This is a genomic window from Fulvimarina uroteuthidis (assembly GCF_034321785.1).
GTDB lineage: Bacteria > Pseudomonadota > Alphaproteobacteria > Rhizobiales > Rhizobiaceae > Fulvimarina > Fulvimarina uroteuthidis.
Genome location: NZ_JAXLPB010000002.1, coordinates 705,340 through 728,635 on the forward strand (window position 1 = coordinate 705,340; position 23,296 = coordinate 728,635).

General features: G+C 59.7%; 27 protein-coding genes and 1 pseudogene. 21 read left to right on the forward strand and 7 right to left on the reverse strand.

Annotated elements, in window-relative coordinates; translation table 11 throughout:
- Positions 1-196: 196 nt before the first annotated feature.
- From U0C82_RS08095 to U0C82_RS08160, 14 genes and pseudogenes are all read left to right on the forward strand, one after another.
- Positions 197-1,417 (forward strand): phage portal protein, encoded by a 1,221-nt coding sequence (locus U0C82_RS08095; RefSeq protein WP_416186636.1) that lies wholly within the window; start codon positions 197-199, stop codon positions 1,415-1,417.
- A 179-nt stretch (positions 1,418-1,596) separates the two neighbouring features.
- Positions 1,597-2,115 (forward strand): HK97 family phage prohead protease, encoded by a 519-nt coding sequence (locus U0C82_RS08100; RefSeq protein ID WP_322186565.1) that lies wholly within the window; start codon positions 1,597-1,599, stop codon positions 2,113-2,115.
- A 54-nt stretch (positions 2,116-2,169) separates the two neighbouring features.
- The gene (locus U0C82_RS08105; RefSeq protein WP_322186566.1) at positions 2,170-3,417 is read left to right on the forward strand and encodes a phage major capsid protein; all 1,248 of its coding nucleotides are present in this window, start codon (positions 2,170-2,172) and stop codon (positions 3,415-3,417) included.
- Positions 3,418-3,584: 167 nt separating this feature from the next.
- Positions 3,585-4,136, forward strand: coding sequence for a head-tail connector protein (locus tag U0C82_RS08110; RefSeq protein WP_322186567.1), 552 nt, complete (start codon positions 3,585-3,587; stop codon positions 4,134-4,136).
- 2 nt (positions 4,137-4,138) lie between these two features.
- Positions 4,139-4,477, forward strand: coding sequence for a phage head closure protein (locus U0C82_RS08115; protein ID WP_322186568.1), 339 nt, complete (start codon positions 4,139-4,141; stop codon positions 4,475-4,477).
- The gene (locus tag U0C82_RS08120; protein WP_322186569.1) at positions 4,474-4,677 is read left to right on the forward strand and encodes a hypothetical protein; all 204 of its coding nucleotides are present in this window, start codon (positions 4,474-4,476) and stop codon (positions 4,675-4,677) included. The genes U0C82_RS08115 and U0C82_RS08120 overlap by 4 nt, the downstream gene beginning before the upstream one ends.
- Positions 4,678-4,818: 141 nt before the next feature.
- Positions 4,819-5,229 carry a DUF3168 domain-containing protein gene (locus U0C82_RS08125; RefSeq protein WP_322186570.1) on the forward strand — a complete coding sequence of 137 codons (411 nt, stop codon included), beginning with the start codon at positions 4,819-4,821 and terminating at the stop codon, positions 5,227-5,229.
- A gap of 130 nt (positions 5,230-5,359) precedes the next feature.
- The gene (locus tag U0C82_RS08130; RefSeq protein ID WP_322186571.1) at positions 5,360-5,773 is read left to right on the forward strand and encodes a phage major tail protein, TP901-1 family; all 414 of its coding nucleotides are present in this window, start codon (positions 5,360-5,362) and stop codon (positions 5,771-5,773) included.
- Positions 5,774-5,777: 4 nt separating this feature from the next.
- Positions 5,778-6,113: pseudogene (locus U0C82_RS08135) on the forward strand (gene transfer agent family protein); the annotation flags it as partial.
- A gap of 107 nt (positions 6,114-6,220) precedes the next feature.
- Positions 6,221-6,391 (forward strand): phage tail assembly chaperone, encoded by a 171-nt coding sequence (locus U0C82_RS08140; protein ID WP_322186572.1) that lies wholly within the window; start codon positions 6,221-6,223, stop codon positions 6,389-6,391.
- A 139-nt stretch (positions 6,392-6,530) separates the two neighbouring features.
- The gene (locus U0C82_RS08145; protein WP_322186880.1) at positions 6,531-7,058 is read left to right on the forward strand and encodes a phage tail tape measure protein; all 528 of its coding nucleotides are present in this window, start codon (positions 6,531-6,533) and stop codon (positions 7,056-7,058) included.
- A 4-nt stretch (positions 7,059-7,062) separates the two neighbouring features.
- Entirely contained in the window at positions 7,063-7,698 is a 636-nt protein-coding gene (locus U0C82_RS08150; protein WP_322186573.1) for a DUF2460 domain-containing protein, read from the forward strand.
- Positions 7,695-8,588, forward strand: a complete 894-nt coding sequence (locus tag U0C82_RS08155; RefSeq protein ID WP_322186574.1) for a DUF2163 domain-containing protein — start codon at positions 7,695-7,697, stop codon at positions 8,586-8,588. The genes U0C82_RS08150 and U0C82_RS08155 overlap by 4 nt, the downstream gene beginning before the upstream one ends.
- Positions 8,585-8,995, forward strand: a complete 411-nt coding sequence (locus tag U0C82_RS08160; RefSeq protein WP_322186575.1) for an NlpC/P60 family protein — start codon at positions 8,585-8,587, stop codon at positions 8,993-8,995. The genes U0C82_RS08155 and U0C82_RS08160 overlap by 4 nt, the downstream gene beginning before the upstream one ends.
- Here U0C82_RS08160 and U0C82_RS08165 read toward each other — a convergent pair.
- A protein-coding gene (locus U0C82_RS08165) for an IS3 family transposase (protein WP_322186576.1) occupies positions 8,992-10,160 on the reverse strand; the annotation gives its coding sequence in 2 pieces (ribosomal slippage) (positions 8,992-9,896 and positions 9,896-10,160; 1,170 coding nt in all). The two genes, U0C82_RS08160 and U0C82_RS08165, sit on opposite strands and share 4 nt — an antisense overlap.
- 210 nt (positions 10,161-10,370) lie before the next feature.
- Between U0C82_RS08165 and U0C82_RS08170 the strand changes: the two genes are divergently transcribed.
- Entirely contained in the window at positions 10,371-10,688 is a 318-nt protein-coding gene (locus tag U0C82_RS08170; RefSeq protein ID WP_322186577.1) for a hypothetical protein, read from the forward strand.
- Between the two features lie 413 nt (positions 10,689-11,101).
- Here the strand turns inward: U0C82_RS08170 and U0C82_RS08175 are convergent, their stop codons facing one another.
- Both U0C82_RS08175 and U0C82_RS08180 read right to left on the reverse strand, forming a co-directional pair.
- Positions 11,102-11,431, reverse strand: coding sequence for a PDDEXK family nuclease (locus tag U0C82_RS08175; protein ID WP_322186578.1), 330 nt, complete (start codon positions 11,429-11,431; stop codon positions 11,102-11,104).
- Between the two features lie 860 nt (positions 11,432-12,291).
- Entirely contained in the window at positions 12,292-12,576 is a 285-nt protein-coding gene (locus U0C82_RS08180) for a hypothetical protein (protein WP_322186579.1), read from the reverse strand.
- A gap of 204 nt (positions 12,577-12,780) precedes the next feature.
- Here U0C82_RS08180 and U0C82_RS08185 point away from each other — a divergent pair, with 204 nt between their 5' ends.
- Both U0C82_RS08185 and U0C82_RS08190 read left to right on the forward strand, forming a co-directional pair.
- Positions 12,781-14,337, forward strand: a complete 1,557-nt coding sequence (locus tag U0C82_RS08185; RefSeq protein WP_322186580.1) for a KAP family P-loop NTPase fold protein — start codon at positions 12,781-12,783, stop codon at positions 14,335-14,337.
- 217 nt (positions 14,338-14,554) lie between these two features.
- Entirely contained in the window at positions 14,555-15,196 is a 642-nt protein-coding gene (locus tag U0C82_RS08190) for a recombinase family protein (protein ID WP_322186581.1), read from the forward strand.
- 664 nt (positions 15,197-15,860) lie between these two features.
- Here the strand turns inward: U0C82_RS08190 and U0C82_RS08195 are convergent.
- From U0C82_RS08195 to U0C82_RS08210, 4 genes are all read right to left on the reverse strand, one after another.
- Positions 15,861-16,487 carry a hypothetical protein gene (locus tag U0C82_RS08195; protein ID WP_322186582.1) on the reverse strand — a complete coding sequence of 209 codons (627 nt, stop codon included), beginning with the start codon at positions 16,485-16,487 and terminating at the stop codon, positions 15,861-15,863.
- A gap of 617 nt (positions 16,488-17,104) precedes the next feature.
- On the reverse strand, positions 17,105-17,353 hold the full coding sequence (locus U0C82_RS08200) for a hypothetical protein (RefSeq protein WP_322186583.1): 249 nt from the start codon (positions 17,351-17,353) through the stop codon (positions 17,105-17,107).
- A gap of 116 nt (positions 17,354-17,469) precedes the next feature.
- Entirely contained in the window at positions 17,470-17,847 is a 378-nt protein-coding gene (locus U0C82_RS08205; RefSeq protein ID WP_322186584.1) for a hypothetical protein, read from the reverse strand.
- 119 nt (positions 17,848-17,966) lie between these two features.
- Complete coding sequence (locus U0C82_RS08210; protein WP_322186585.1) at positions 17,967-18,173, reverse strand: hypothetical protein; 207 nt, start codon at positions 18,171-18,173, stop codon at positions 17,967-17,969.
- Positions 18,174-18,376: 203 nt separating this feature from the next.
- Between U0C82_RS08210 and U0C82_RS08215 the strand changes: the two genes are divergently transcribed.
- The 4 genes from U0C82_RS08215 to U0C82_RS08230 all read left to right on the forward strand — a co-directional run bounded on the left by U0C82_RS08215 (position 18,377) and on the right by U0C82_RS08230 (position 23,296).
- Positions 18,377-18,763 (forward strand): hypothetical protein, encoded by a 387-nt coding sequence (locus tag U0C82_RS08215; RefSeq protein ID WP_322186586.1) that lies wholly within the window; start codon positions 18,377-18,379, stop codon positions 18,761-18,763.
- A 101-nt stretch (positions 18,764-18,864) separates the two neighbouring features.
- The gene (locus U0C82_RS08220; protein ID WP_322186587.1) at positions 18,865-20,280 is read left to right on the forward strand and encodes a DEAD/DEAH box helicase family protein; all 1,416 of its coding nucleotides are present in this window, start codon (positions 18,865-18,867) and stop codon (positions 20,278-20,280) included.
- Positions 20,281-20,312: 32 nt separating this feature from the next.
- Positions 20,313-22,169 carry a portal protein gene (locus U0C82_RS08225; RefSeq protein WP_322186588.1) on the forward strand — a complete coding sequence of 619 codons (1,857 nt, stop codon included), beginning with the start codon at positions 20,313-20,315 and terminating at the stop codon, positions 22,167-22,169.
- A complete protein-coding gene (locus U0C82_RS08230; RefSeq protein WP_322186589.1) occupies positions 22,157-23,296 on the forward strand; it encodes a hypothetical protein in 1,140 nt (379 codons plus the stop codon). Before U0C82_RS08225 ends, U0C82_RS08230 begins: the two co-directional genes overlap by 13 nt.

Genomic DNA, 23,296 nt, shown 5'->3' on the forward strand with positions numbered 1-23,296 from the left:
TGTCGCGCATCAGGCTCTTTTGGAAATCGATTCCGATGTTCGGGCCGATGCTCGCGCGCCGGCGAAGCCGCAGATCACGGTTTCCAAAGTCGGCCGGCGCGGCCGCGGGAGAACCGCCCGCGCCGGGCGAGCACCCGTCGCCATGCGCGCCCGCGACGCGTTTTCGTCGAGATGAAGCAGAGGAAGGAGAGGGCTGATGGGCCTGACATCGAGGCTTGCCGCTTTGTTCGGCGGCGGGAGCGCCCGGCATGGCGAAGCGGGCGCTGCCGGCGGGACGGAGGCGAAATCTGCCGGGCTCGCCATGACGGGTGGGGCATTTCTCCTGACCGGCCCCGGCCCCGGCGCGCGAGGGGCGCGCAGCTACGAGGCCCTGTCGCGCACCGGCTTCATGGGCAATCCGGTGGTGTACCGCGCGGTGCGCCTGATCGCGGAGGCCGCTTCGGCGATCCCGCTGGTGCTGCAGAAGGAGGGGCGCGAATTCGACGACCATCCGGTGCTCGACCGGCTGCGCCGCCCGAACGGCATGCAGGACCGGGCGAGCCTGTTCGAAATGCTGATCGGGCACATGCTCTTGGCCGGCAACGCCTATGTCGAGGCTTCGGGCGCGGATGGGAGCATCGCCGCGCTGTATGCGCTGCGGCCGGACCGGGTGCGGACGATCGCGGACGCCGACGGCTGGCCGGACGCCTACGAATACAGGGTGGGCACGGCGGTTCGGCGGATCGCGGCGGAAGGGGACGGCGCCCGTCCGTCCACGATCCTGCATCTGCGGCTGTTCCATCCCCTGTCCGACCAGCTGGGTTTTGCGCCCCTGTCGGCGGCCGAGGCGGCCCTCGACCTTCACAATGCGGCGGCAAGCTGGAATGCGGCGCTGTTGAAGAACTCGGCGCGGCCCTCCGGCGCGCTGGTCTACCAGCCGGCGGACGGTTCGAACCTTTCGGTGGAACAGTTCGATCGGCTGAAGGCCGAACTGGAGAGCGGCTATGCCGGCGCGGCGGTCGCGGGGCGGCCGATGCTTTTGGAAGGCGGGCTCGACTGGAAGGCGATGGCGCTGACGCCGAAGGACATGGATTTCATGGAAGCCCGCCATGGCGCTGCCCGCGACATCGCGCTGGCCTTCGGCGTTCCGCCGATGCTCATGGGCATCCCCGGCGACCTCACCTACGCCAATTATTCCGAGGCGAACCGGGCGTTCTACCGGCTGACCGTCCTGCCGCTGATCCAGAAGATGACCGGCGCGATCGGCGCTTGGCTCGGCGAGCTTGCCGGCGAGGACGGGTTGGAACTCGGGATCGATCTGGATGCGGTGGAGGGATTGTCCAGCGAGCGCGAGGCCTTGTGGGCAAGGGTCTCGCAAGCCGATTTCCTAACCCGGGACGAAAAGCGCCAAGCCGTCGGATACGGGGCGGGAGGCTGACGTCGCAGGTCGAGCCCGACGGGAGGCCGGCCCGATGAGCCGCCACAAAAAGACAGCACCACTCGGACCGAGGGTGCTGTCAAGTGACTGCCACGACATCAAGAATTCAGGACAGGTGCAAAGGTGCAACAGATCCGTCAAATTGTCAATAAAGAAACACCGCCCGGAGGGAACGCGCGATGACGGCCGGACCGGCTCTGGCGGGCCCGGCCCCGCCGCCGCTCGTGATCCAAGGCTATGCGGCCCTGTTCGAGCGGCCGGATCTGTCCGGCGACATCATCGAGCCCGGCGCGTTCAACGCCTCGCTCATGCGGCGCGGCGTCGGGGCGATCCGCATGCTGTGGCATCACGATCCGGCGCGGCCCGTGGGGCGGTGGACGCTGATCCGCGAAGATCGCCGCGGGCTCTATGCCGAGGGCGTGATCGCCTGCCGCGCCCGGGCCGGCGAGGAGGCCGCGGCGCTCGTTGCGGCAGGCGCGCTCGACGGCCTGTCGATCGGGTTTCGCACGCGGCTTGCCAGACGCGCGAACCCGCCGCACCGGCGGCGGCTCGTGACCATCGATCTGTGGGAGATTTCCCTGGTCTCCTTTCCGATGCAGGAGGGTGCACGATTGAGCGCTCCCGGCAATGACGGGCCTTCGTCGATGCTGCCGCCGCGGCGCATGGGCGGCGGGCCGATCCATCCCGGATCACACTGACCCCGGCAGTCGGGGAACCGATTCAACACATCACGAGAATGAGGAGTTCTGCGAATGAACGAGAGCATCGGCGCGCCTGAAACCAAGGCTCATGGCGCGGAGATCGAAGCCGGTCACCACCGGTTCATGAACATCTTCGAGACCTTTCGCGAGGCGAACGACGAGCGTCTGGCGCAGCTGGAACGGCGCATGAGCGCGGACGTGGTGACCGAAGAAAAGGTGGACCGGCTGACCCGGGCGCTCGACGACCAGCAGCGGCGCATGGAGCGGCTGACGCTGAAGAGCACGCGGCCGCAGATTGGCCGGGACGAGCGAACGGAGGCCGCTCTCCCGAGCGAGCACAAGAGCGCCTTCGAGGCCTATGCCCGCGCCGGCGACGAAACGGCGATGCGCCAGCTCGAAGCCAAGGCCATGTCGCAGGGGACCGGCGCCGATGGCGGGTTTCTGGTGCCGGAGGAGACCGAAACCGAGATCGGCCGGCGGCTGATCGCGATTTCGCCCGTGCGCTCGGTGGCCACGATCCGCACCGTGTCGGCGGCGGTGCTGAAGAAGCCGTTCGCGATATCCGGCGCGCAGACCGGCTGGGTGGGCGAAACGCAGATCCGGCCCGAGACGGCGGCGCCGAAGCTGGCCGAGCTGACCTTCGCGACCATGGAACTCTACGCCATGCCGGCGGCGACCAATGCGCTTCTCGACGATGCGGCGGTCGATCTCGACCAATGGATCGGCGAGGAGGTGGAGCAGGCGTTCGCGGCCCAGGAAAGCCGGGCCTTCGTCGGCGGCGAGGGCGTGAACAAGCCGCGCGGCTTCATGACCTATCCAATCGTCGACGAGACCGTTTGGAACTGGGGCAGCGTCGGCGCGCTGAAGACCGGAGCCGACGGCGGGTTCGCGCCCGGAAAGGCAGCCGACCGGCTGATCGACCTCGTTTATGCGCTGAAGGCGGGCTACCGCCAGAACGCCAGCTTCATGATGAACCGGCGGACCCAGGCGATGGTGCGCAAGCTGAAGGACGCCGACGGCAACTATCTGTGGCAACCGCCGACGATGGCCGGCTCGCGGGCCTCGCTGATGGGCTTCCCGCTGGTCGAGGCCGAGGATATGCCGGACGCCGACGCGAAGGCGAACGCCATCGTCTTCGCCGACTTCAAGCGGTTCTACCTCGTCGTCGACCGCCAGGGCGTTCGGGTCCTGCGCGACCCCTATTCCGCCAAGCCGTATGTGCTCTTCTACACGACCAAGCGCGTCGGCGGCGGGGTGCAGGACTTCGACGCGGGCAAGGTGATGACCTTCTCGGTCTGACCGGCCCCGGTCCGCATCGTTCGGGGGCCGGCGATCCTCCAACCGTCTTCCTGGTTCCACGCATCAGGCTTTCCGCGAATCGATCTCGATTTTCGGGAAGACGCTCCAAGCGCCGGCCCCAATGCGCGCCGCATCTTATGACGACGACACGAAAGAAGGATGGACCCATGGTCACGATCGATCTCGGCCGCGCGGTATCGCCGGTCGGCCTTGCCGAGGCGAAGGCGTGGGCGCGCATCGAGCGCGGCGACGAAGACGACACGCTGGCGCTGCTGCTTTCCGCCGCGAGCGAAGCGGCGGAGGCCGAACTGGGACTGGCGCTTTCCAGGCGCAAGTTCCGGATCGTCGCCGACAGAAGCCCGCCGGACGGGGTTCTGTCCCTGAAGCTGACGCCGTTGGTGAGCGTCGACGCGGTTCTGGCCTATGCCCGCGACGGGACCGAGATCGCGTTCGACCCGGCGCTGGAGGCTGCAATTCTCGACGATGGATCGGGCGTCCGCCTGTCCGGCGCCGTCCGGGCGGCCGGCGTCAACGGGATCGACGTCACGGTGACGGCCGGCCTTGCGGCGGAGGCGATTCCAGCGGAGGTGAAGCATGCGATCCTGGTCGCGGCCGCGACCTGGTTCGAGGCGCGGATCGCGGCCGGCGACGCGGTGACCGGCATCCTCCCGAGCCCGGCGCGGCGCCTGCTGCGTGCCCGCCGCAGGATGCGGCTTTGAGAATGGCCAGGCCCCTGTTCATCGATCCCGGCCTCCTTAGCGAACGGGCGGTGCTGGAAGCGCCGGACGACCGGTCCGACGGCCAGGGTGGGGCGGTGACCGCGTGGATCCCCGTCAGGACCGTCTCGGTTCATGTCGCACCACTCGGCGCGCACAGGTTCGAGCGGTTCGACCGGGCGCAGGGCGAAATCCGCCATCGCGTGATCTGCCGCAAGGCGGACGATGTGCGGCGCGGCCTGAGGTTTCGTCTGGACAGCCGCATCCTGAGGATCGAGACCGCCCACGATCCGGATGCGCGGGGGCGGTTTCTCCTGTGCCTGTGCGTGGAGGACGACCGGTGAGGCTTGCGGTCGCATCCAATCTCGATCGCCTGCGCGTCTCGATCGAGAAACGCCTGGCGCGGCGTGCGGCCTGGCGCGGCGAACGGCGCGACGAGGAGGATTTTGGCGAGGAGATCTGGGCCTCGAACCTGCCCTCCACCTCGCGGTTCGCAGAGGCCTCGGCGAAGTCAGGATCGGACCAGCGTGACCGGCTCTTTTAGCCACTCACGAAAAGTTCGATCGCCCAGATCGCTTTTTATCGTGCAAGCGTGATGTTTATGATACAATATCACAATATGTGAAGAGTTGTGACAAGGCGCGAGCTTCGTCTCGCAAGGCCGACAGTCAGGGAGGCAAGGAACATGGCGCATCCGAGTTCGCAGTTGCAGCAGTCGATCTTCCGCGTCCTGACCGGCGATGCCGCTTTGACGGGGCTCTTGGGCGGGCCGAAAGTGTTCGATCGACGGCCCGAGCGGGCCGCCTTCCCCTATCTCACCCTCGGGCGCACCGCGGTGGTCGACTGGTCGACAGGAACCGAAGACGGGTCGGAGCACATTCTGACCCTGCATATCTGGGCCAGAGGCGGCGGAAAGCAGGAAACCTACGCGATCATGGATCGGGTGACGGAAACCCTGAACGATGCCGCCCTGCCTGTGGACGGCCACCATCTGGTGAACCTGCAGCTGCAGTTCGCCGAGGCGCGCCAGGAGCCCGACAGCCTGACCTATCACGGGATTCTGCGGTTCCGCGCGGTGACCGAACCGCTGGCTTGAAACGCTCAAGGAGAGCGACCGGGGCGGCTCCGAACGACCTGCCCCGTCCTCAGCACGATACGACCTGACCGAAGCGGCTCCTTCAAGAGCCGCTTTTTTCGTGGCCGGATTTTACCGATCGGAGAATGCCATGGCGGCACAGAAGGGCAAGGACCTGCTGCTCAAGCTGGACGAAGCGGGCGACGGGAGCTTTGCGACGATTGCGGGGCTCAGGGCACGCAAGCTGAGCTTCAACGCGGAGACGGTGGACATCACCGACACCGAAAGCGCGGGACGATGGCGCGAACTCCTGGGCGGTGCGGGCGTCAGCCGGGCCTCCCTTTCGGGCAGCGGCATCTTCAAGGATGCGGGCTCCGATGCCACGTTGCGGTCGATCTTCTTTGCGGGCCGCATCGCCGCCTTTGAGGCGGTGATCCCGGATTTCGGCCGGGTCAGCGGGCCGTTCCAGGTGACAGCGCTCGAATATGCCGGAGAGCACAATGGCGAGGTGACGTTCGACGTCGCGCTGGAATCGGCGGGGGCGTTGCGCTTCGATGGGATCTAGGCCGATGTTCGCGAATGCCCGCAGGGGCGAGGTCGCCGCGCGGATCGACGGGACCGAGAGGCGGCTCTGCCTGACGCTGGGTGCGCTGGCCGAGCTGGAGGCCGCGTTCCAGGCAGACGATCTGGGCGCGCTGGCCGCGCGCTTCGCGGCGGCAAGACTTTCGGCGCGCGACCTGACGATCATCATCGCGGCGGGGCTGCGGGGCGCCGGCATGGCCGTGTCGTCCGAAGACGTATCCGCGATGCGCTTCGAAGGGGGCGTTGCGGGCGCAGCGCAAGTCGCGGCCGCATTATTGACGGCGGCCTTCGGCGGCGCCGATGGGCCGGACGCGGGCGTGCCGGGGGACGGCGGACCGGAGGCAGGTTCGCGCGGCGAGGCGCCGCCAAACCCCCAGGCGCCGCGGCGGGACGAAGCCCATCCGCCGCGGCGTTTCCCTGGGACGACGTCATGCGGTTCGGCTTCGGCATCCTGAAACTCTCGCCCGAGGCTTTCTGGGCCATGACCCCGCGCGAGATCGCGGCCGTGTTCCCGGCCTTTTCCGCCTTCGACGGCGGATCGGGCATCGGTGTGCCATCCAGAGGCTGCGTGGCGGCGCTGATGCGGCGTTTTCCGGACTGATACGGCCGTTCGGCGGATCGGACCGTCGTGTGTTGCCAAGCATTCCGCCGGACCTTTCAGGGCACGGCGCCTGCGCGCCTGCCTCCACCCTTGCCTAACGATTCGAGGATTTCCCATGGACGAGGACGACACGATCCGCATGCGCATGAGCGCGGATACGGCGGAGCTGAGCGCTGCGCTCGACGACCTGTCGCGGCGGGCGGACCAGTTCGGCTCGGCCATGACGCGGGCGCTGACGGGGGCGGTAAGCGGGGGGAAATCCCTCGATCAGGTGATGCAGGGGCTGGTGAGGCGTTTTTCCGACATTGCGCTCAACGCTGCTCTGAAGCCGCTCGAGACCATCCTGTCGGGGGTGATCGGCGGGCCTCCGGTCGGCGGTGGCGGCGCTGCCGTCACGCCGTTCGCCAAGGGCGGCATCGTCGCAAGGCCGAGCTTCTTTTCCCATGGCGGCGGGCTCGGCGTGATGGGGGAAGCGGGGCCCGAGGCGATCCTGCCGCTGCGCCGGGGACCGGACGGCCGGCTCGGCGTTGCCGCCGGCGGGCAGGGCGGCGGCCCCTCGATCGTCTTCAACGTCACGACGCCGGACGCCCAGAGCTTCCGCAAATCGGAGATGCAGATCAACGCCATGCTCGCCCGGGCCGCCGGGCGTGGCCGAAGGGGGCTATGAGACCATGGCGATCCAGGCATTCTCGGACGAGCGGTTTCCGCTGCGGATCGGGTTCGGCGCAAGCGGTGGGCCGGAGCGGCGCGTCGAGATCGTGCGGCTTTCGACCGGGTTCGAGCATCGCAACCAGCGCACGGCGCATGCCGTGCGGCGTTACGATGCGGGCTCGGGTGTCAAAAGTCTTGCCGATCTGGCGGAGGTGGTCGCGTTCTTCGAGGCGCGGCGCGGCAAGCTTGTCGGGTTTCGCTTTCGCGATCCGATGGACTGGACCAGCGCCGCGTTCGGCAAGGCGCCGGGCGCGTTCGACGTGTCGCTCGGGACGGGGGACGGAACGCGGACGCGGTTTCCTCTTCTCAAGCGTTACGGGTCCGGCCCGCAGGCCTATGAGCGACCGATCGGCAAAGCGGTTGCGGGAAGCCTGAGGATAGCGCTGGACGGCGCGGCCGTCATGGGCGGATTTAGGCTCGATCCGGGCGGCGGCGCGGTTTCGTTCGACGCGCCGCCGCCCGCCGGCGTAACGGTCGAGGCCGGATTTGCCTTCGACGTGCCTGTCCGCTTCGATACCGATCAGCTGTCCGTCAATGTGACGGGGTTCGAGGCCGGCGAGATCCCCTCGATCCCCCTGATCGAGGTTCGACCATGAAGCGGTTTCCCGCTGCGCTGGAGCGCGCGCTCGAAGGACCGGCGACGACGCTTGCCGAATGCTGGCGCATCACGAGACGGGACGGCGTCGTTCTCGGTTTCACGGACCATGACGAGGACCTGACATTTGCCGGAACGCTGTTCGAGGCCCGGACCGGGCTGTCGGCGAGCGAAACCGAGAGCGAGCTCGGGCTTTCGAGCGAAACGCGGGAGGTCTCCGGAGCCCTGAGTTCGGCCCGCATCGAGGAAGACGACATTGCGGCCGGCCGTTACGACGGCGCGAGCGTCGAGACCTTTCTGGTGGATTGGACCGATCCTGGCATCGCGCACGCCCGCACGGACGTCCAGACGGTGGGGGAGATCGTGCGCGACGACCTGGCGTTCACGGTGGAGCTGCGTTCGCGCATGGCCGATCTCGACCGGGTGCGCGGGCGGCTCTACCGGCGCGAATGCGATGCGGCGCTCGGCGATCATCGCTGCAGGCTGGATCTTGCCGGCAAAGGATATACGCGCCGCGCCACCGTCCTTTCGAGCAAGGAAGGGTTCGTCACGATCGCGCTCGACGCGGCGGTCCAGCCGGACCGCTATCGGCACGGGCGAATGCTGATCGAGGACGGCCGCGCAAAGGGTGTCGCCCGCCAGATCGCCAATCTCACCCCCCTGGAGAGCGCCGCCTACCAGATCACGCTGACCGGCGCGCTTCCCGTCCTGCCCGCGCCCGGCGACCAAGTGAGCGTGAGCGAGGGCTGCGACAAGCGGTTCGCGACCTGCCGGGACCGGTTCGCCAACGCCGCCAATTTTCGCGGCTTTCCCCATCTGCCGGGGAGCGACGCAGTGCTCGGGGTCGCCAAGACGGGGGCTCTACACGACGGGCAGCCGCTGGTACGATGAGCCGCAAGGGTGGGGAAATCGTTGCCGGCGAGCGCGTCGCAGCGCTTGCAAAGGGCTGGCTCGGCACGCCCTACCGCCACCAGGCGGCGCGGAAGGGGGTCGGATGCGACTGTCTCGGTCTCGTCCGCGGGGTCTGGCGCGACCTCTACGGCGCCGAACCGGAGCGGCCGCTCGCCTACACCATGTCATGGGCAGTCGAGAACCAGGGCGAGCGGCTTCTCGATGCCGCACGGCGCCACCTCGTGGAAGCGCCGGCGACCGGGCTCGGCGAAGGGGCCGTCGTGCTGTTTCGCTGGCGCGCACGGCTTCCGGCGAGCCATTGCGGCATTCTCGACGGCCGGGGTCGCCTGATCCATGCCTACGAAGGCATGGCCTGCCCCAACCGGGTGGTCCGGGGTGAATCTTAGTGCATTGTCGGCCTCTGCACCATGGCTGGCGTAGCCGGCGACGCCGGTCCGTTGAGCGGTGCCGGCCATTGAACAGCTTTTGGCGCAGGCGGCCGGTAGCCGAGCGATGAATGGGGACGCGCCGTGTTGTAGTGGCGTCGCCAGTTTTCGATCACGACCTTTGCCTCGGCGAGCGAGTAGAAGATCTCGCCGTTCAGAAGCTCGTCCCGGAGTTTGGAATTGAAGCTCTCGCAGTATCCGTTCTCCCACGGACTTCCGGGCTCGATGAACGCCGTCTTCGCACCGACCGCGACGATCCATTCCCTGACTGCTTTCGCGACGAACTCCGGGCCATTGTCCGACCGCACATGCTCGGGTGGGCCGCGCAGGATGAACTGGTCCGTCAGGACATCGATGACGTTGATCGAGTTCAGCTTCCGATCGATCCGGATAGCTAGGCACTCCCGGGTGAACTCGTCGATGATATTCAGCATGCGGAACTTCCTTCCGTCATGGGTCCGGCTTTCCACGAAGTCGTAGGACCAGACGTGATCATGATACTCTGGCCGCAGACGGACACACGATCCGTCGTTCAGCCAGAGCCGGCCTTTCTTTGGTTGCTTCTGTGGGACTTTGAGCCCTTCCCGACGCCAGATCCGCTCGACGCGCTTGACGTTCACCGTCCCGCCTTCGCTCTTCAGCAGGGCCGCAATCCGACGATATCCGTACCGGCCGTATTCGCTGGCGAGCCGTACGATGTCAGCGGTCAGCGCCTCTTCATCAGCCCGACCAGTTCGCTTCTTGCGCTGCGTCGAGCGATGCTGACCAAGAACCCGACACGCCATGCGTTCGGACACGCCGAGCTTCGAGACGACATGGTCGACACACTGCCGACGACGCGAAGGGCTCAGAAGTTTCCCGACGCAGCCTCACTGAGAATCAGCTTCTCGAGCGTCAGATCGGAGACCGCCTTGCGTAGACGCTCGTTCTCCTTCTCAAGATCCTTCAGGCGCTTTACCTGGCTGCCCTTCAGGCCGCCATACTCCTTGCGCCAGCGATAATAGGTGAATTGCGTGACGCCGATCGCGCGAACCGCTTCCGCCACGCTTCGGCCCTGCGAAACCAGGACATCGACCTGCCGCAGCTTCGCGACGATCTCTTCAGGCTTGTGCTTCTTGTTCGGCATGCTCTCGTCCTCCGATGGTCCCAAAACCATACTTCATGAAGGACCACTTTCGTGGGGGCAGGCCAAAACATCGGATCGGAGAGGACCTCAGCCTGTCACAGATCAAGGCGTTGAACTGCCTGTTGGTGTCCCTGAATGTGGAGCCGATTGATCTGCCCAAGCGGTAAACAATCAACAATCAACAAGAGCCCACAAGGGCCAGGAGATCACATGCCCCATTACAAGACTTTACATCACTCGTTTGCCCACCTGCTGTTCGTGTTTGAAGGCGAGGAAGCACAGGTATTCCCACCCATGTTTGACCGAGCCAGGCAGTTTTGCACGGATCATGGCTGCGCTTGGGAACTACATGATCGCTGCAACTTCCGGGTAGATGGGGACGTTCGCTGCTCCGTGGTGTTCAAAATGACCTTGCCCACGGACGCAGCCTTGCAGAGCGCAATGGATGAGTTTCCCCGACTGGGCAACGTGGTGTTTGGAAACCCCATCACGCTGGATCACGTATTGATGCTGAAACTCAGCAAATAAATCACGCAACAAGAACTCCACAAGGAGCAAGCACTTTGAGCAGATGGAACGACGATGACTTTTGGCACGACATCACCTTCGAACAGCGGTGGCAACGTGCGGAACAAACTGCGCTGGCTGAACGCATCGCACAGTATGCGACGCACGTGTTGGAAACTTCACGCCAGCAAGACCTTGCGGTAAAGCAACAGCACGAGCGAGCCACCCAGTGGTGGAGCCGTCAACGCAAAAGCCTCCACATGTTGATATTTGAGTGCGGCAACTATCGCAGCGATCTCAGCGAGCAGCACCGAGAACACCTACTTGCAATGTGGAGTTACTGCGGGAGTAGAAGTTGCCGCGCTGCGGTAGCAGGCAGAGCCATAGCACGGATCATTCAAGACAAAAGCCGTGCTGGCATATACGCGCAGTAATCAACCAGCACGCCACGAAATGCCATGGCGTTGACACCAATCCGAGTAACTGGTCTTGGAATTCTTGTTGATCTTGGCGGCGGGGTTCTGGAAGACAATCACAATTTCCCAGTCCGGGTAGGCCGCACGGATCGCACGCATCTTGGCGCGATCACTGCCAGTGAAGCGGCCCTTCGCTTCCACGATGCGTTTGCCAGGGACATCAATAAAGTCGGGCAAATATGTGTGAGCCAGCGTGTAGGGAAAACGATGTGCTTCATAGGCAAACGCGCGGTCCAGAGAACCAGCGACCTTTGCCTCGAACTTGTTGCGATACGGAGAGTGTTTCATCTCCTAGTTAGTCGGGACCACCTCCTATGGGTTTCACACCCACAGTGAGTGGCAGATCCGGTGGCGCAGTTGGATCCTCATGCAGATCAATCCAGTATGCGCCGCACTCATCGGGGTCACCGCGCTTCCGCTTCCGGCGCCACCCACAATCAGCAGATAGCGCTGTTAACAGATGGTCCATATCAATATCAGCACCAAATCGTTCGCCTAATACAGCCAAGGGATATTGGCCGCGCCGATCACACCAGCGACAACCAATTCGCACGCACACATAGGGATAACCGCGCAACAACATGCGGCAAATGTTTCGGATGTGTTCCGCTGGTCAAGAGCCTCCCGCTATGCGCACATCGGGTGAATGATGAAGCCGTCCATCTCCATCGCACAGACTTGCCAATGGCCGGAGCAGGAGCCTGAAAAAGCAAACACATACCCGCCGGCACCATCGTAGGGAGATAATCCATCCTGAAGTACACGGTCAGTCTTGGAGGGTGAATTAGCAGTGTTGGCATGGCCCACGATGTTACTCATCAACCGATTCGGATCTATTGTTGCGGAATTCTTCGAGGTTTTTTTTGTATGAAATGAAAGTTCTAATTACGGCGAGAAATGGAAAAATGTAAACAACAAATTCAAGAAATGGCTTATAAATCGGTGATTTAAAATTCCCATCGAATATCATTAGAACTGCATATGCAACAAAGGGAAGTATATACTCTGAACAATGATACTTCATACTAACCTTAATGGCATGTTTTTCTGCTTCGAAATCTTTCATTTGGTTTTCTGCGCCCTATTCCAGAAGCGTTCTATTCATGCCGGTATGGCTGCCCACTTGCATTTCGGGGACTTTAGCACGCTCAACGTTTCCCTCCAGGGATCACTGTTAGTGGAGCCACCGGAAGATCCGGTGGCGCAGGTGGATCCCGGTGCAGATCAATCCAATAGGCACCGCGCTCGTCGATGTCACCACGCTTGCGCTTGCGGCGCCATCCACAATCCGCGGACAATCCACGCAGCAGCTGTTCCATGGGGATATTCGCACCATAGCGCTGGGCCAACACAGCCAAGGGATACTGGCCGCGCCGATCACACCAGCGACAACCAATCCGCACGCACACATAGGGATAACCGCGCAACAGCATGCGAGGAATGTTCCGCTTGTGTTCTCATTGTCAAGTGTAGGCTTATTGTACCGTTCGCTTCGTGCGTTGCCGTGAAGGGTTTCCAGCGTTCGCGGATCCCCAGTCCATCGGGTAATTCATCCACAGGTGCTTTTCCACAGGTTGTGATGAAACCTCGAGACTGCTCTATAAGGGTGGATCAACACGCAATCCAGGAGCAGATGGGTGAGCAACACAAAGAAAGGCCCGACTACGGCCACGTCGACCGGCCCTCAGACTCTGGAAAAAATATGGGATGGCGATCTTTTTGATCGCTCTCAAGATGCAGCCTTTCTCCAGCGTTTTCTGATGGATCAAAGTCAACTCGTGGACGCGCAAAAGAAGCGCAAAGCCTACGTGTTGAACTTGGATGCCTCCTGGGGTCGTGGAAAGACGTTCTTCCTCAAACGCTTTGCCGATCAGGTCAAGCAGGACCAGCATCTTACAGTGACGGTGAACGCCTGGCGCGATGATTTTGCCGACGACCCACTGTTAGCGGTGATGAGCGCTATCGACGAGGTGTTGCAACCCCATCTTAAGTCGAACAGCAAAGCACAAAAGGCGTGGAGTGCCGCGAAGAAAGAAACTGGTGCAATCGCCAAGGAGGCTGCGATTGGCGGGGGCAAGCGACTGGTTGCATTTCTCATTGGCAATCAAGCAGTTGATGGAATAACAGGGTTAATTTCCGATGGCATGGCTGAGAATGAGCAAGAGGATAATGGCACAACTCGGGACACATCCAAGAAACCAACAACAGACAGCGCGACACGTGCGGTGGGTGAGGATGTATCCAAGGCAGTTGGGAAAAGCATTGACCGGCTGAGCACACAGACCGGCACGCAAATGCTGAATGATTTTCAGAGCAAGCGCAACAGCATCAAGAAGTTCGCTGAGAATGTCTCAGAGGTCCTACGGCAATTGGAACAGGCGGGCACGATTAAGAGCCCCATGTTCGTGTTCGTGGACGAATTGGATCGTTGCCGTCCCCCATATGCGATTGCCATGCTGGAGCGGATCAAGCATCTTTTCGAAGTGCCTGATTTGGTGTTTGTTGTGGCCACGGACAGCAAGCAATTGTCCCACTCGGTAAAGGCAGTGTATGGAGTGGATTTTGATAGCAGAAAATATCTGAAACGTTTTTTCAACCGAACATACGAGTTTGAGAAGCCGGATACAGAGAAGTTCATTCGATCATGTTTTGACAGTATGGGTGTTCTCGAGGAAAAAATCTCAACTCCTTTGGACAACACCATCAGTTTGCTGGCAAAAGGTTGCGATTGGGCTGGTCTTGAATTGAGAGACATCGAGCAAGTTGTTGCATCGATTGCTGCAATCACACGGTTATGGGAACCCAACGTGCGGCTGCAATCAATGCTGCTGTTTCCTTACGTGATACTTAATCACATGGGCATTGATATCACCAAGGCTGAAACTTTTGTGAAGGAATTAAAAGAACGCGGTCGAGGCGGTTGGACCTTTCAGATACATGCCCATACAAGATCGCCTGGCAGCGACAGTGTGAGTGTAATTGACCAATTAGCGACATACCGGAAATATATGGGTATGCAGTTGACCAAAATGTTGTTTGAATTGGAGCAGAAAGCAAACGGTATGGATTTCCTCCAGTACTTGGCAGTCAATATACGTGAAGAGATGTATGAGAGAAAAGCACGTGACGTCGAAGTTTACAGTTACATGAATGAATACCATAGGTTGGTGCTGCAGGCTGGACGTTTGCAATAGAGTGTTTCAACGACGGATCAGAACGAACCACGTGTAGCAATGTAAATCTACACCAGATCCACGCACGGCCCGCCCACCCGTGCAGACCTGTCACACCCAACCACTCTTGCTGTCACAGTCAACCGAAAACTTCCCCCACCCAGTGAAAATCTTCACTTGCTCTTTGAACGCAGCGGCTTTTTACGAAGAACGCCCCGTTACGTTGTAAAAAAGAGCCATGCAAAAACCACATACACCATTCGTCGCATACTATCGCGTTTCCACACAGCGCCAAGGACAGAGCGGACTTGGACTGGAAGCGCAACGTTCCAGTGTGGAGCGTTTCACCGAGGCCCGTGGCGCTGAACTGCTTGGGAAGTTCACAGAGGTGGAGAGTGGAAGGCGCGATGCCCGTCCCCAATTGGAAGCCGCGCTTGCTTTTGCTGCTGAGCATTCAGCCACATTGGTGATTGCCAAGTTGGATCGTCTCGCTCGATCAGTGGCATTCATCACCCGACTGCTGGACGGCAAAGTTCCGTTTGTCAGTGTAGATATGCCTGAGGCCAACCGCATGATGTTGCAGATCAGCGCTGTGTTTGCAGAGCACGAAGCCATATTGATAAGCCAGCGCACACGCGATGCCATCGCGGCAAAGCGTGCACGAGGACAAGCCTGGGGAACCAACACAGCACGCGTACAGCAAGCCAATGACACTGCCAGCGCGTTGGCTAGCACAATTGCAGAGATCCGCGCACACGGGCATCTACGGGCATCCATGATAGCACGTGAACTAAACGCACGAGGCATTGCTACGCCCAAGGGCAAGCAGTGGCAGTGCGTGCAGGTTCAGCGATTGCTTGCACGGCTGGATGCATCGTGAAGGGTCAAAGACGCTCACTGGCTGCGATGCATGTGCTTCACTACTAGTGGAGCAGAGCGCGCGCGCTGGCGCTTGCCAGGGTTCTCAGGACACACAAGGGTACACCCACCCCCTAAGGTTTTTTGTAATCGTGTTCTGCTTGGCCGCATGATTTGGTTTTTCACAGACCTGCATTGGGTGACCCCCAAAGCCCACAGCATCGCGCGTTCAGTGTGATGCAGATCCGCCTGCGCTCCCAGTAACCCTCGTGAATATTGGAATTATCGAGGAAAAGTATGCGCAATCATTATGAGAATAAACGATATCACACACCCGGCCATGCCACCGAATATCCGAATACGTTCGCGGCGAAATTTCTTGTTGTTCATTATTTCATGTAAAAATCGAAATCCCGATTGTTTCCTCTCGCTTCTTGTGAGAAATTTTTGTCGTTCCATTTCCAGATAAAAATCTGATTTGCCCAAAGTCGTCGCAATAGTAAGGAAGAACACGCAGAACGATACAAAAAAGTATAATCGGGATTTGCAGGAAAATATCATCCGGTAAGAACGGACTCAAACTGCTCATTTAAAATCCTCGATTGTCTCTGCAATTATCGGGTTGGCCCCATGATTTCTTTTCTCCCCGATTTTTCACAAGCCAAATTTTTTTACCGAACTACCTGCTACGCGTCGTCGTCGTCGTCTGGTGCGTCATTCTCTGCGCTTTCCACGCGCCCCATAATGGGGTCATAATCCGCTGGCTCATAAGCACGTTCCCTCAGCCAATAGCCGTAGCCGCGCAAGCCGATCACACCATATTCAGGTTTTTCACGTGTACGCCAGAGCATAGTGTTCATTGCTTTTTCTGGATTTGCGCCTTCTATCACCAATCCATATTCACGCAATTGATGCAATAGTGTTTCTCTGTCCACTGGGCGTCCACGGTTCATTATGATAAGGCGCGCAACTGCTGCAACGTCCTCTTTTCTGCTGTTCGAGCCTGATCGATCAGATTGTTCTAGCGATAGTTCCGTTTCCACGTTAATTCGCCTCGGTTTGCGATGCATAGGGCGTGAAATCAAACGTGGCGGCACGAAGCGAGTTTTACCCCACAGGTTCCGCAAATTTTGGCTCCTACCTTCCAAAACCGCATCAACATCCAAATTCTGGATTTCTTCCCAACCCTGAATGAGACTATCGATACGATCCCGTTCCGCTTTCCAAACTTCTAATTTCTCGGTATATTCCTGGATACGCGCTTCCAACTGCGCACGGAGTTCGCGGGCTTTTGCAAAGGTATGATCGCTCATAATCGTTCCCGACGTGTTCTATCTCTTATACGCAACGTATGCAAAAAACGATTTTGCCACAAGATTATTCAACGTTTCCCACAAAAAGCGTGAACCACGCAGTTTGTCTATCTTGTATCGTGGTGAATGGAGGCCTATAACGCTTACAAGGCCCTAGAACGCCAAAACCCACGGGGGGCAACCCGTGGGTTTCTGGTAGGGTTCACCGGATCGGCATTTGCATTGCCTTGCGATCCGGGGACGAGCATGTTGGTGCTCATATCGTGTCCCTGGGCCCGATATAGCATCAGCATGCCGTTCTATCAAGGTAGTGCACCCCTTTTTATAAGGAGGTGCTCCATGATCACCCGTGCTTGTCACTGGGTTCATGCATACACGCGGAGGCGCTTTGGGCGTACCGAGCATGTATGTGGGCATTGGCGCTGCTGCTAGCAGCGTAGTGATTTGATCACCGTGCTGCCTGGGCGGCGTAGCCCCTTGATGGCTCCTGTTGGTGGGGATCTTCCCCACCAACACCCCAAGATGTTCAAACGATCAGCCGATCATTTATCGTCGGGTTTGATCGCCAATCAATGATGCTGATTAAGAGCCTTTTCCGATTTGAAGGCATGTCAATTTCAACTTTGTTTAGTAATCCAAGCGGACAGTTTCTTCCAAGACGACCAGACGATTGGTGCGACCCATATCGCGAATGCTATGGCATTGCCCGCAGCACCGGTCGCATACATATAAACCGTCCATGATTTTGCTACGTATGCGTCCAAGGTTCCGGCGCAGAAACCGATTGCAGCCGCTACGAACGCGATTGCCTCTCCCAAAAATCGCCAATCTTCCCGCGTGCGTAAATGTCTGCTTTCATCGGCCATCAAAATAGTCTTTTCCAATCGTCAACGCGCTTAGAGCTTATCAACACTGGGTTCGCAGGAGAGGAATTCGTTAGTCTCTCTTCACTACCAGTGAAGCCCTGGATAACCCCTACGGGTTAATCGATTACTCGCAGGGTTTCCGCGTCAATCACCATGCCCTGTTGCTCACGCAGCCTTGCCCGCTCCATCAGCGCGTTGATCTCCGTCACTGTGTGGGTGACCTGATGATCGATCTCCAATTGCTGTGACGGCGCACCCCATCCCCGGTTCAGTATCGCGACTGCCGCTGTGACCCGCGCGTTCGGGTTAGTGCTGTTTTCCATGACATCAACCAGCGTATCAATTGCCGTAACCGTGTACGCTTTGGCTGCACTTTTCACTTCCTCTGGAATGGCTGGTCGCCCCTTGGGATTACCGGACCGGCCCTTTTGGAACCCCTTTGCCCGACGTTCTGCGATTTCCGGTTCTGTGAGTGTTTGGCCTTTTCGCGCCATGCTTTGCCTCCGCGATCCACTCACGCTTGCGAAGGATCATCATCTCGGTGTTTTGCTCAATTATCCGCTGCACAAACCGGTCAATCGCCGCGTGCAACTGGGCTCTTTCACGTTCCCGCTTACCCAAGGTTTGCAGGTCCTGATCCCCGCAGCGGGTTGCCCCCAAACTGCTTTTGAAATTCTTGCGCATCAACAACATCATCAAATTCCATGGTGAAGCCTCCGCCGGTGCATTCACCAATCCTGCATCCACTGCCCCATCGATCCGTTGCCGCCACTCCATAGGTGCGCTCAGCGAATGCACGAACCGCGTCGGGTTCGCTCATGCTGGGGTTCTCCGTGAGTATCCTGCGCACTCGTGGTGCATACCCGGATGCGATGTTGATCCAAACCGCTGCCATGCTGTGTCTCCGTTTCACCTATTTACCCACACGCGTGAAATTCCACGCAATCAGGAAATCAGTGGTCGCTTAGGCGATCAACTGGAAGTAGCCATCGTGGGCAACCAACACGCTGAAGGAACCCACAGATGAGTAAGCCCAACCCGGATCTGCAGAGCCTTTTCGCCAGTGCCGCCACCAAGCCCACACCCACTGCGAGTGATCCCGTCGCGGTGTTCCAGGGCAAAATTCAACGCCAATTGGGGTTCCTCCGCGATGCACAAGCGGGCACCCCGGTGAGCAACCGCAGCACTTGGTTTCGCCCACATGGTGCGGGTTACACGGTGAAAATTGGACGTGATCCCCTCGACATGGGCAACGGAGCCACGCTGTTCCGGGCGGATGATCTCCAGGGGGTTCGTGCACTGCTTGAGGCGGCACACCAACTGGTGCAAGAGGACCCCAAGTTGCGTGAGCAAATCCAAGCCAACGCGAAAGCGCGCAAAGCCCGGCTGGTGCCCCGCACCAACAAATAACCAAGCAGGAAATGGCCGCCCAGTGCGGCCATCGCCATGACTGAAACCCAGGGTGATCACAACGCTGGGTAAATACTCGAACGCAACGGTTCGAGTAACTCATGGGCAAAACACTGGATGCACAGCAGTTGGTTCAACTGCAAATGCTGTTTCACAAAGACATTGAATTTTTCGCACAGGAAATGTTTGGGGTTCAACTTCGTCCCAAACAGATTGAGTTCGCCCGTGCCTTTCAGGACAACTCATTCATCACGTTCAAAGGCGGCGTAGGCTTCGGCAAAACCTACATCATGGCCGTGCTCACGTGGTGGGCGCTGATCACGCACAACGAAGTGCAGGTCACCGTGTTTGGTCCCAACGAAACGCAGATCCGACAGGGTTTGTGGAAAGAGATCGGACGCTTTCACGGTCTCATGAAACTCAAATGGTTCAAAGACCAATACGATTACACCGCGACCCGTGCATTCCGCAAAAAAGATCAACCCAACTGTTTTGCGGAAATCCAACTCGCGGACAAAGACAACACCACAAAAGCACGAGGCATCCACAGCCGAAACAATTTCATTTTCGTGGATGAGGCAACCGGTGTGGCCGATGAAGTCATCGAGGTTCTCATCAACATCAGCACGGACGCAAACCCCAAACTGTGCTTGATCTCCAACCCAACCACGGCGGACTGTTTCTTTGGACGCACCTGGCTGGACCCGGAAATATCACCGGACTGGGCCAAAGTGCACGGCCAAATGAAAGACAATCCAGACCTCAAAGGAGATGCGTTCGAAAAGTTGGTGCGAGCCTATGGGGGCGCAGGGTCGCGCCTATACCGGATCAACATTCTCGGTGAGTTCCCCCTGGACAGCGAAGAAAGCATGATTTCAGCGGAGTTGGTCACCGAGGCCACGCTGAACACCACGTCCCGCACCACACCCCAGCAGCCCATCATCTGGGGACTTGATCCCGCTGGTGGGGGCAAGGACCGCAGCGTGCTGATTGAGCGCCAAGGCGGCGTCGTGGGTGAGCCCTGGAGTTGGCAGGGCATCACCACGGATCAACTGCAAACAGAGGTGGCTGATCTTTACCACAAAACACCTGCATCGCAGCGGCCGGATCAGATCTGCGTGGACGCGATCGGCGTGGGTGATGGTGTCTACAACTATCTGCGCATGGCAGGATTGCCGGTGCGCGCGATCAAAGTCAGCAACCGGCCCACCAGAAAGCCTGAACTGTTCTCCCGCCTGAGGGATCAACTGTGGTGGAGCCTCAAGGATTGGCTGGAAGAAGGTGACCGCAAACTTCCTGCCCATGATGATCTCAGCAAGCAAATCTGTCTGCCCACGTATGAGTACCGAGACGGACGCATCAAAGTCGAGGCCAAGGACCAGATGCGCAAACGTGGGCGTGGATCCCCGGACTTCGCGGATGCGCTGTGCCTCACCTTCGGTAGCACGGTGCGGATTCGCGGTGCCGATAAATACCTCAACAAAGCAATCGCAGTGAGACGCAGTTATCTCGCCTAACGAAGAGTGGCAGCAAGCCACCGAAAGGCCGAATGAACAAAAAGCCACTCAGTGACGCAGACATTATACGTGCGATCGAGCCCGTGCTGGAGAAAGCCGAGAGCAACGGCACCCGTGCGGAATACCGGGAACAAGCGCTGGCCCTGTACAACCGGGAAGCATTTCCCGGTGATGAGAAAATCCCAGTCAGCCGCTCCCGTTACGTGACTTCCGAGGTTTACGATCAGGTTGAGATGATCGTCAGCCAGTTGCTGAGCCTGTTTGAGGGCCAGGAGGATGTGGTCACCTATCAGCCCAGGGGTTCCGAAGACGTAGCCCTGGCCGAGCAGCAAACCGACATTGTGAACTGGGTGCTGCGGGATGACAACGAACTCACCCTGCTGCTGAATGACTGGTTTAAGAACGGCCAAATCTACGGCATGGGCATCGCCTACGCGGACTTCTACAAGAGCACGAAATGGCGACCACCCGTGCTGCGCCGTGGTGTTCCCGACACGGAACTTCACGCGTTGTTGGATGATGACACCAAAGACGTGCGCGAGGTTGGTGATCCCTATGATGTTGCCGCCAACAACATTCCGGGTCTGCCCATGCAGCCGCCAATCCCGGTGCGGGACATCAAAGTCGCTACCAGCGACACCAAGGCAGGGGTTCGCATTCAGGTGATCCCACCGGAGGATTTCATCCTCAGCGCGGATGCCACTTTTGACTACAACACCGGGGGCATCAATGCGGGGCTCCAGGGCTACCGTTGCACGATGCCACGACGTGAACTCATCGAGATGGGCTACGACGCCAAACTGGTCGCCAAGATCCCCACAGCGGATCAGGACATGGACAGTCTGCAAGACAACCGAGACCCACGCGGGGATGACGGCGATGCCGTGAACGCGGTGGAGCCGGATGTTGAGGTGCGTGAGATCTTCATGCGGATGGCCACCGAGGGTGAGGAAACAGCCCCACTGATGCGCTTCACTATTGGTGGAGCATCAGGCAAGCAACGGGTGCTGCTGAACGCCGAGGAAGTGGAGATGGCTCCGTTTGCCGCGTTTGTCCCGGTCATCGACCCCAACACGGTGTGGGGCAAAGGTGTCGCGGACATCATCGGCCAGGATCAAAAATACAAAAGCAAAATCTACCGGGGCATGCAGGACAACTTTCATCAGGTACTGCACCCCAGGGCCACCGTGCGCACGGACGCCGTGGACATGGACGACTTCCTCAACGACGAGATTGGTGGGCTGATCCGTGTGGATGAGCCCAACGCGGTTGGTTACCTGGACACTCCGTTCGTCGGGGGCATGGCATTCAGCGTGATCGAGCGCGTGAACGCGGACATTGAGACCCGTACGGGCACCGGCATGAACACGCTGGCGCTGAACCCTGAGGATCTCAAGAAAACCACAGCCACCGCGAGCAGTCAGCGCCTGTCCAATGCGCAACTCCGGGTGGACAAGATTGCCCGGCTATTCGCAGCCACGGGTTATCGTTACCTGTTCCGGGTCATCGGCAGCCTGCTGGCCAGCCATCCCGAGGACACCAACCTGATCCTCCAGCGCATGCGCAATCGCGTTGTGGAATTCTCGTTCGACCACTGGGACACCGCCATGGACGTGCGTGCGAACGTGAGTTTCGGCAACACGGACAAGCCGCAGAAAACCCAAGCGTTGATGAACATCCTGGCCATGCAGAAGGAAGACATCCAGCAACTGTTGGATGAGAACCGCGCCGCGCAGAATGCGTTCAGCCGCAGCAGCGCCAAGCAGCACATGATGCGCGTGGCCAGTGTGCCCACGAAGTTGGCCCTGCACTGCGCACGCAGGCCAACAACATCATTGAAGCCAAAAAGCAGCGCGGACAGGACCTGTACGCGGAGATGGACGCGTTGACTGCGGGTGCTCCTGCGAATGCTGGCAACACCAGCAGTGCTTTGCAAGCCTTGCAGAGTGCGCGCGCCGGTATGAGTCGCCACGAAGCCCGCACCAATGGTGCACTGGTGGACGAAGCCATCGCCCACGCAGAAGACATCGTGGCGGACGTGGCCGATGGCATCACCTTTGATCAGTTGAAGGCTGCGCGAACAGCCATCGGATATCGTGCTTTCGACCGCAATGCATCACCCGCTGAACGCCAGTATTTTGGCGATGTGTATGCGGCTCTCACCAGGGACATGGATGCGAGTGCAGCGGCTATTGGTCCTGATGCCAAACAAGCATTCACCAAGGCCAACAACTACGACCGACGGCTCCGCAACGACGCCAGTGTGTTCGGCACTGCTCAAGTGGACGAGATTGCCAACAAGCCGTTTGATGCACAGATCTTCGAGCAGTTTGAGAAAACCAAAAAGGCAGGCGGTCAGAAACTCACCGTGTTGCGCAAACAGATTGAAGCCGCTGGCGGAGCAGACACCTGGGACCAACTGGTGGCCAGTTCCGTGGAGCGCATGGGCACGAAAACCGATGCCGATGGCAACGCTGTGTTTGACCCCGCCATGTTCTTGAAGAACTGGACCAAAACGAGCAAGGAAACCAAACGGGCCATGTTCTCCGGCACCACCCGAGCCGCATATGCGGAGGACTTGGATAGGGTAGCACGTGTGAGCGCACGGTTGGGCAAGTATGGCAAGCAGGGCAATCACAGCAACACCAGCAATCACACACTGATGCGACAGGTGTTCGAACCATTCAACTTGGCAACGGGCGCGTTTGCGGGTCTCACAGGTGCGCTCACTGGGAACTTGTATGCGGCGGGTGGCGCAATGTTGGGCGGTCCAACGCTCAAAGGAGCAAATTACCTGATCCAACGCAATCACGCCAACAAACTATTGGACCCGCAGTTCGTCAACATGTTGGCTGGGGTTCCCAACGCGCAAATGCAGCGCGGAGGTGTTCGCAAATATTTGGTGGACTATGGCACCAAACTGGGCACAGTCGCTGCGAGAACAGAATTCTCACAGTATCTGCGTGATATTGGTGCAGAGGATCTTGCCGAACAAGTCATGAAGGCTGCCAAATAA